8 protein-coding genes and 1 pseudogene are annotated in these 8,376 nt (G+C 46.9%); 4 read left to right on the top strand and 5 right to left on the bottom strand.

Translation table 11 applies throughout. From position 1 onward, the window contains the following. The coding region (locus QTO00_RS10475; protein WP_331424731.1) for a hypothetical protein at positions 1-202 on the bottom strand (202 nt) is incomplete at its 3' end. A gap of 461 nt (positions 203-663) precedes the next feature. Here QTO00_RS10475 and QTO00_RS10470 point away from each other — a divergent pair. Then, a pseudogene (locus tag QTO00_RS10470) lies at positions 664-783 on the top strand (putative quorum-sensing-regulated virulence factor); the annotation flags it as partial. A gap of 51 nt (positions 784-834) precedes the next feature. Here QTO00_RS10470 and QTO00_RS10465 read toward each other — a convergent pair. From QTO00_RS10465 to nifL, 4 genes are all read right to left on the bottom strand, one after another. Continuing rightward, the gene (locus QTO00_RS10465) at positions 835-1,083 is read right to left on the bottom strand and encodes a 4Fe-4S dicluster domain-containing protein (protein WP_331424730.1); all 249 of its coding nucleotides are present in this window, start codon (positions 1,081-1,083) and stop codon (positions 835-837) included. After that, the gene (nifB, locus tag QTO00_RS10460; RefSeq protein ID WP_331424729.1) at positions 1,061-2,374 is read right to left on the bottom strand and encodes a nitrogenase cofactor biosynthesis protein NifB; all 1,314 of its coding nucleotides are present in this window, start codon (positions 2,372-2,374) and stop codon (positions 1,061-1,063) included. Before nifB ends, QTO00_RS10465 begins: the two co-directional genes overlap by 23 nt. Positions 2,375-2,516: 142 nt before the next feature. After that, on the bottom strand, positions 2,517-4,082 hold the full coding sequence (gene nifA / locus QTO00_RS10455; protein ID WP_331424728.1) for a nif-specific transcriptional activator NifA: 1,566 nt from the start codon (positions 4,080-4,082) through the stop codon (positions 2,517-2,519). Between the two features lie 5 nt (positions 4,083-4,087). Further along, positions 4,088-5,641 carry a nitrogen fixation negative regulator NifL gene (nifL, locus tag QTO00_RS10450; protein WP_331424727.1) on the bottom strand — a complete coding sequence of 518 codons (1,554 nt, stop codon included), beginning with the start codon at positions 5,639-5,641 and terminating at the stop codon, positions 4,088-4,090. Positions 5,642-5,932: 291 nt separating this feature from the next. Here nifL and rsxA point away from each other — a divergent pair, with 291 nt between their 5' ends. The 3 genes from rsxA to rsxC form a co-directional block, all read left to right on the top strand. Continuing rightward, positions 5,933-6,508 carry an electron transport complex subunit RsxA gene (rsxA, locus tag QTO00_RS10445; protein ID WP_331424726.1) on the top strand — a complete coding sequence of 192 codons (576 nt, stop codon included), beginning with the start codon at positions 5,933-5,935 and terminating at the stop codon, positions 6,506-6,508. Between the two features lie 11 nt (positions 6,509-6,519). Next, entirely contained in the window at positions 6,520-7,059 is a 540-nt protein-coding gene (rsxB, locus tag QTO00_RS10440) for an electron transport complex subunit RsxB (RefSeq protein ID WP_331424725.1), read from the top strand. Then, the coding region (rsxC, locus tag QTO00_RS10435; protein ID WP_331424724.1) for an electron transport complex subunit RsxC at positions 7,059-8,376 on the top strand (1,318 nt) is incomplete at its 3' end. The genes rsxB and rsxC, both read left to right, overlap by 1 nt.

The raw sequence follows: 8,376 nt of genomic DNA, 5'->3' as shown, positions 1-8,376 counted from the left end.
GCATAAGCCCACGCTGAAATTTGTAACCTTTTGCCTCCTGTTCTTCTACGCGCTGCCAAAGTCGCTTAGTACCTTCGGCGAATACATACTTGTTGCGGTCTACCTTTTTCTGGGCTTCGCTGATTTTCTCGGCTAATAGGTCAGCTTGTACAAAGTCAGTTTCAACTAATAAGGCGTTTTTTAACTTGGTTGTTAACTTCATTTGGTTGTTTCCTCGGTTGGTTCTTCGGGCTCTTCGGTTGTTTCGGGTTCGGCTGGTGGTGGCGTTTGCTTGCGTTGGGGTAGTAGCAAGTTAAACAAGCGCAACCGTAAGCTTATTTTGTCGGGGTACGGCATATGTAATCTCATAAAAGAAAAGCCACGACCAAAAGGCGAGTGGCTTTGAGGTTTGATGATATTAGGAGCATCAAAGTTTGGAATAGGGAGGTAGTTCAAGTGAAAACGCAGCGTGCCCGAATTGCTCTTGCTACCCACGGACAGGAGACATGCCTCTGCAAAACATGTAGGTGCTTTTTATTGGAGCACGGATGTCTAGCCGATAAGGGGAGGAAAAAAGCGTAAAACTCTTGCCTTATAAGTTATTATACCAACTTTTTAATCTAAATGCAAGTAATTATCGTTAGTATTTGACAATTGTTTTTATTTGATTGGTGGAAATTAAATATTTTATGGTTTGATAAAAAGGGTTTTCCAACTGGTGAGCTAGGTGATCTGTTAAAGCTATGTCTGGCACTGAAGATTGAAGGGCTCGACAGCGTAGTTAAGCCCTTAAAGCGAATGTAATAAGTAGATTACAAACAGCGAGTGTTACCTCGCTGTTTGTGTATTGTAGAGCTAGTCAAACAGGCCAGTTAGGCTGCCGATAGGATTAACGACTTTACCAAGTGGGTCGATGATCGCTTCTTCTACTGGGCAGATGGTTGCGCATTGAGGAAGCTCGAAATTGCCCTCGCATCCGGTGCATCTTTTAGGGTGTATGGCAAAGAACTTTTCATCTTCTGGTTTTTTAAAGATGGCGTGGCTGGGACAAACGGTTTCACACGCGTGACAGCCAATGCATTTATCCGTAATCGCGTAGGTCATGTTGCCCCTCCTTATTTGCTGATAGGTTCAGTTTTAGCGCAATCTCCGATAGGGCATTCACCACATCGTTGAAAGCGAAATCAACGTTAGGAGCGATTCCCATGCCTTCCAGTTGTCGCCATGGAGTGATGCCAATCCTTGAGCACAGCACCATGTCGCAGTCTTGGATAGTCTCCATCAATAGAGTTTTGTACTCTTCGTCTTGCTCACAGTCAGAAGGCCCATTGCAGTATTTTGAAGCCACTCGGGTCTCTAGGAAGTTAAAGTGTTGCTGCTCTGCATCAAATTGGTAGATATCAAAACGGTCTGCATAGCCAAAGTGGGTTTGAATAACGGTCTCAGCCTCGTTATCTTGATGAGCAACTGCGACTTGATATGGCCTATCAGTTTGATCGTTTTGTGGTGTTTCAGTACCACAAGCTTGACCTAAGGTACCTACGGCATCAGCGCGACACTGTTGGCAGTGGGTCATTTGGGCTAAATGTTGGCCTGACTCTGCTCGAGCTTGGTTTAATTGCTCTTCGCTTGGTGCAGGCTGGCCTGATACGCCAAAGTAGGTGCCGTGTTCAGGGGCTGAAATAAGCGGCATGATGTTGTGCAGCATAGCGCCTAGTGCACTGACTTTTTCTGCTACTGTTTCGATTTGATGATCATTCACACCTGGGATCAATACTGTATTGACCTTAACTAACATCCCAGCATCCACAGCGGCTCTAAGCCCCGCAAACTGACGTTCAATTAGGGTTGTTGCTCCCTCGACACCCCTTAGACGGCGATGATTGAAATAGACCCAAGGGTAAATCTTTGCGCCAACTTCTGGGTCGACACAATTGATGGTGATAGTCAGATGGTCAACGCCAGCAGCGGCTAACTGTTCAACATGATCGACCAGAGCTAAGCCATTGGTGGAGATGCAAAGCTGCACGTCCGGTGAATGCTGACGAATAAGTTCTAGCGTTTTAAACGTCGCGACAGGGTTGGCGAGGGCATCTCCGGGGCCTGCGATGCCTACTACTGATAAGTTGGATGCTCTGCTTTTAACAGAATCAAATCGTTTGAGTGCTCCATGTGGGTCAACAAGGTGAGACACCACTCCTGGGCGAGATTCGTTGCTGCAATCATATTTGCGGTTGCAGTAGTTGCACTGAATATTACAGGCGGGTGCCACGGGCAGATGAATGCGCGCGTACTGATTAGCTTTTTTGGAATAGCACGGGTGCTGCTCAATTTTGTCCTGTACTTGTTTGCGGAAAAAGTGGCTGATCTTACTTGGCTGTGGGCTGGACTCCATTCCCATAACTCACCTCTTGAAAAAGTAACTCATCCTTTGATGGTTGCAAGGCTTGTTCCTATCCAGTATATGAATAAAAACAAGCACTTGTAGTTTGTTGATGTGACGTTGTCGTAACAATTGTCTCAAACACGACAAAGGGTTAGAGCTGTTTCATCTCAATGTTCATGATTTGGATTCGGTAGGCGATTTGTCGTGGAGTCATATTGAGCAGCCGTGCTGCTTTTGCCTTCACCCAACCGGTTTGCTCCAAGGCATCGATCACCGCCTGACGCTCATCCGCAGGGGCAGGGCGGCTCACTTCAGGAAAGGCTTGTGGGCGCTGAATGTTTGTTTGAGCACCGTTAAACAACTGGGTTTGTTGCTCCGGTATCGAGATTGACCCCATATCGATCACGCCAGATTCGCTAAGAATTGCCGCTCGTTCAATGGTGTTCTCTAGCTCGCGCACGTTACCTGGCCAGTTGTGACTCATCAATACTCGCATCGCAGCATCGGTAATCGAGATTTTCCGGTGTTGTTTCTTACTCAAATTAGAGATCATAAAGTCTACTAAGTCAGGAATATCCGGTAGCCTTTCACGCAGCGCTGGCAAATACATCGGCATGACATTCAGGCGATAGTATAAGTCTTCACGAAAGTTCTCTTGGGCAACTTCTGCCTCTAGGTTACGGTTGGTTGCAGCGATAATGCGCACATCTACCGAGATAGTGTCGGTGCCACCCACGCGCTCAAACTCTTGCTCCTGTATCACGCGCAGCAGTTTTGCTTGAAAGGCAGGGCTAGTTTCACCAATTTCATCAAGAAAGATTGTGCCGTTATGTGCCATCTCAAATCGCCCTTTGCGCTGCTTTACTGCGCCAGTAAATGCCCCTTTTTCATGGCCGAACAGCTCTGATTCCAACAAGTTGTCAGGCAGTGCGGCACAGTTGAGTTTAACGAATGGATTGTTTGCCCGCGGCGAGTTGTAATGGATCGCGTTAGCGATCACCTCTTTACCTGTACCGGACTCGCCGCGAACCAATACAGTAGAGTCCCACTTAGAGACCAAACGTATCTGCTCGAACACTTGGCGCATCGCTTGGGTGTGGCCGACTAGGTTATCAAAGCTGTAGTTGTTACGTACTTTGCGACGCAGCCCGTCACGCTCTTTTTGCAGCTGAGCTTGTTTATCTTCTACTTTGTGGGCAAGCAAAACATTCTTAGCGATTAAACTCGCAATCATCTCTAGAAAGCGGCACAGCACCGAAATATGTTGGTCATTGCTGTAAGAGGGTTGTGCGGATAGTGCGCCGATGATCTGATTCGAAGCGTCTTTTAATGGTACGCAGATAAAAGGTTTATCGTAGTCGTAGAGGGCGAGTTTATCGGCAAAGCGCATATCGTCACCGAGATTGCGGATCACTATTGACGAGTCTTGAAGTAGGAACTCACCTATAATGCCTTCTCCCGCTTTGTAGCTGACCTGTTTTTCAAGTGGCTCGTCGCCGGAGTGAGGCGAGTGGAGCGACTTAACTAACATAATGTTTCTTTCAGGGTCTTTGATAGCCAACAACCCACATAGCAGGGAACACTCATCATGAAGGATACGTAACACTTGGCTTGTTGACTCACAGTAGTTGAGGCTGCTGTTTAGCTCACGACTAATCTCATACATCGCAGCCAACAGGTGATGTTCGATGTCCGCTAAGGAGAGAATATCATTCATATCGCTTACCTCGCTAAATCAATTTTCGGAAAGATAAGACGGAAAACCGAACCTCTTAAGCGGCGACTCGATTCTACTTCAATTGATGCAGAGTGCTCGTTCACTACCTGTTGGACGATCGCTAAACCTATGCCATGGCATCCGCTACTGGTGGTTGGCTTAGTCGAGTAGAAAGGTTGGAAAATCTTATGACGTAGTTCGGGCTCTATGCTTCGGCCACTATCTTCAATTGAAACGATCACTTCATCGTCACTCTCTTTAGAGGTAATCAACAGCTGGCGATCATCATTTTTTGCCATGTTGAGTTCATCAACACTGTTCTCTATTAGCTGTTTAAATGCCAACAGCAGACGATATGGCTTACCCGAAATACAAGAGAGTTCTGGGGCCAGTCTTAGTTCAACTTCTACAGATGCCTCAAGCAGTTCCTTGGTACTGATCGCAAGGGAATCACTTAACAGCTGATTAATATTAACCGGCTGAATTGCCTCTCGGTTTCGCTCTGGCACGGCTTGCTTTATATCACTTAATGCAAGATTGGCAGAGGCCATTGCATCATCCATCGCGGCAAGCCCTGGGCAACTATGATTGGCCTGTTTGAGTATTGTGGTTGCAGAACCAATCATGTTAATTGGCCCTTGTAGTTGGTGCAGCATCGCCATCATCACCTCTTGCATGGTGTGGACGTACTTATTGTCATTGGTCATCTGCACAATGGTGTTTAGTCGTTTCTCTTCAACTCGTTGCTTCTCTTTGGTTCGATCAATAATGCCAATTACGGTGCAGTAACTGCTGCTGTCATCAAAGTAAGCTTCGGTTGAGATATCGCTAATTGGTACGTTAGCCAGAATGTAGTCAAGCCAGTATTCCCGCTTGTTGCTAGTGATATTAAGTGTTTTAGTTCGATGCTTTTTGTCACCGAGATACTGAGCAATAGACGACGCTCGTTTTTGGTCAATGAGTTTATCGACGAAGGTTTGGGTTGGATCGCCCTCGAGCAGTTCTGCGAGTTGGAAGTATTTTTTATTGCCGAATATCACGCGATTATTGCTGTCGACTAGCGCAATCGAGATTGGGGCAGAGCTAAGGACTTGCTGGAAAATCGCTTCTTGGTTTCTCTGCTCGATGTTTTGTTGGTGCTGCTGGGTAATATCTTTATGAGTGGCGTAATAGAAGACTTCGCCAGAGTCACTTTTAAAGTGTGAGATAGTCAGATCGGCGATATATAAGCTGCCATCTTTGCGGCGATTGATAAGTTGCCCTTGCCAAGTTTCCCCAGCCTTTATGGTTTGCCATAGCTCTTCGTAAACGGCTTTAGGCGTGGTGTTGTAAGAGAGCATAGAGCAGTTGTTGCCGATTAGCTCATGCTTGCTGTAACCGGTCACTTGTAAAAAGTGGTCGTTTATATCGCAGATATTTCCTTGGTGGTCGGTGATGGTCAACGCGACTTGAGCGTTCATCACGATATGTTCAAAAATAGCGCTATTAAGTCCTGACGTTGAGTTTGTTGCTGCTGACTGAGGTGAGTTGCTTAATTCTGAAGAGCCTGTTTGTATCATAACCTAGTCCTAGTGATGCATATAAATAGCTCTAATGCATTAACTATTCCAAGAACTTAAGTGAGATAAATCAACGCATCAATTCGATATCAATGTGCGTTTTATGACAAACACACAACAAATATAAGGTCTTTGTAGGCTTTATTACATTATGAAACTCTGTGTGGTTTTAGTTCTAACTCCTTGTATTTGAGTATCTATGGGGAGAGTTTGACCTTTTATGGTGCGCGATTTCATTGGCATGAGCTGTGCAGAATCCCTAAGCATTGAGATGTCATAAAGGAACTTAAGATGTCAGAGGGACTGTTAATTTTTATCAGCGCTGCGCTGGTCAATAACGTGGTACTAGCGAAGTTTCTTGGGCTATGCCCATTCATGGGTGTATCGGGCAAGATCGGCAGCGCGTTGGGTATGGGCATTGCTACAACCTTTGTTCTCACCTTGGCCTCGTTAACCACTTGGATGCTAGATCGCTACATTCTTGTGCCGCTAGGGATGGAGTTTATGCGCATTATTGCGTTTATTCTTCTGATCGCCGCAGTGGTCCAGCTGACCGAACTGTATGTCAAAAAGCACGATCCAACGCTCTACCAATCTCTAGGGGTGTTCTTACCTCTGATCACAACCAACTGCGCGGTGCTCGGTGTCGCTCTGCTTGCTATTCAAGATGAGCTTACTTTCCTTAATACCATCATGTTTAGTGTCGGTTCAGCGGTCGGTTTTACCATTGTCATAGTGCTGTTCGCAGGTTTACGAAACCAGCTCGCACTCAACCGAGTTCCGGCGGCACTTCAAGGCTCTCCGATTGCATTTATTACCGCTGGTTTACTGTCGATGGCCTTTATGGGCTTTGCAGGCATGGTCTAAAGGAGCTGATGATGATTTCGATACTGGTATTTCTGGTTCTTGGCGCTCTGCTTGGTGCGGCGCTTGGGTATGCCTCGCAGCTGTTTAAGGTTGAGTCCAATCCTTTGGTTGATCAAATTGAAGCGCTGATGCCGGGTGGACAATGTGGTCAGTGTGGTGAACCTGGATGTCGTCAGGCTGCTGAAGCCATGGTGCGAGGGGAGTTGGGCGTTAATTCTTGTCCTCCCGGTGGCTCTGCGCTGGCGTCATCGGTTGCTGAGATGCTTGGGGTCAATGTTGAGGTGAGTGATGATGAGAAAGTTTGGGTTGCGAGCATTGATGAAGATAACTGCTCTGGCTGTACTCGCTGCTTTAAAGCTTGTCCGTTCGACGCCATTGTCGGTGCGAACAAACAGATGCATACGGTTATTTCTGAGGTATGTACTGGCTGCCGTTTATGTTCCGAGGTATGTCCTCAAGAGTGCTTGTCGATGGAGTCGGTAGGACCAAGCGTAGGTTCTTGGTTCTGGCCCAATCCTGAAGCGAGCAATAAGTTGAAGGAGGCTAGCTAATGAAACTGTTTTCGCCATTTAAAGGTGGGGTTCATCCGAAAGGTTATAAGTCGATGACCAGTCGTAAGGATATCGCCACGGACTTTTGGCCAAGCAACGTCTACTTGAATTTGCAATTGCGTAACGGTGCGCTGCTGAATCCCTTAGTTAGTAAGGGAGATAAAGTTGAAAGAGGACAAAAGATAGCAGAGGGCCGAACTGGGATGATCGCCCCTTTGCATGCGCCAGTGAATGGTATTGTCACAGGTATTGTCGAGCACATGACAAGTCATCCATCCAAATTGAAAAGCCAGACCATAGTGATTCGCGCTAACCAAGATAAAGGCTGGGGTGTAGAGCAACCGAAAGGCAATATTTATGGTCATAGCGCAGAGCAAATCATCGAAATTATCGAGCAAGCGGGCATTGTGGGTTTAGGTGGGGCAGGGTTTCCTACCGCCGCTAAGCTTAGATTTGCTCGCCAAGCTAAGGTCGAAACATTGGTCATCAACGGTGGTGAGTGTGAACCATACCTAACCTGTGACGATGTCACTATGCAGCACTATGCGGCAGAAGTGGTTGCAGGTATCCGGTTGATGTTGGCAGCGTCTGGAGCAAAAGAAGCCATTATTGGCATCGAGGATAATAAGGGGTTAGCCCTTGAGAGAATGAAGATAGCAAGCTCTGATGATAGCAATATTTCGGTGGTGAAAGTGCCTTCGATCTATCCAATGGGCTCTGAGCGACATCTGATAAAAACTGTCACAGGCTTGACTGTACCTCTGGGGGCACTCTCGACTTCGATTGGAATATTGGTCAACAACATCGCCACGGCTCAGGCGGTTTATCATGCGGTGGCATATGGACACCCTTTAGTCACACGGGTGATCACCGTTTCGGGCCGAGGCGTTGAGCACCCACAAAATGTTGAAGTACCGATCGGATCATCAGTGCGTGAAGTCTTGGCGTACTGTGGCGGTCTAAGTGAGGAAACAGAGCGTTTGATCTTTGGTGGGCCGATGATGGGCCAAGTGGTGACATCGCCCCATGTACCAATCGACAAAACGGTAGGTGGCATTCTTGCGCTATCTGAAGACGAAGTTCAGCAGCGACCACAGCAAGAGTGTATTCGCTGTGGTCAGTGTGTACGAGCTTGTCCTATGGGTTTAATGCCGTTTCAAATGGCTGGGCAAACACGAATCTCTGAATTTAAGAAGGCGCAAGAGTTAGGCGTTGAGCACTGTCTGTCTTGTGGTGCTTGTAGCTATGTTTGCCCTTCTTCCATTCCACTTGTTCAATACTTCCAACACGCGAAAGGTATGATTCGAGCTACTGATC

Origin of the sequence: Vibrio sp. M260118 (genome assembly GCF_036533755.1) — a bacterium.
Classification (GTDB): domain Bacteria; phylum Pseudomonadota; class Gammaproteobacteria; order Enterobacterales; family Vibrionaceae; genus Vibrio.
The sequence above is the reverse complement of the archived record's forward strand: the minus strand, read 5'-3'. Positions and strand labels throughout refer to the sequence as shown.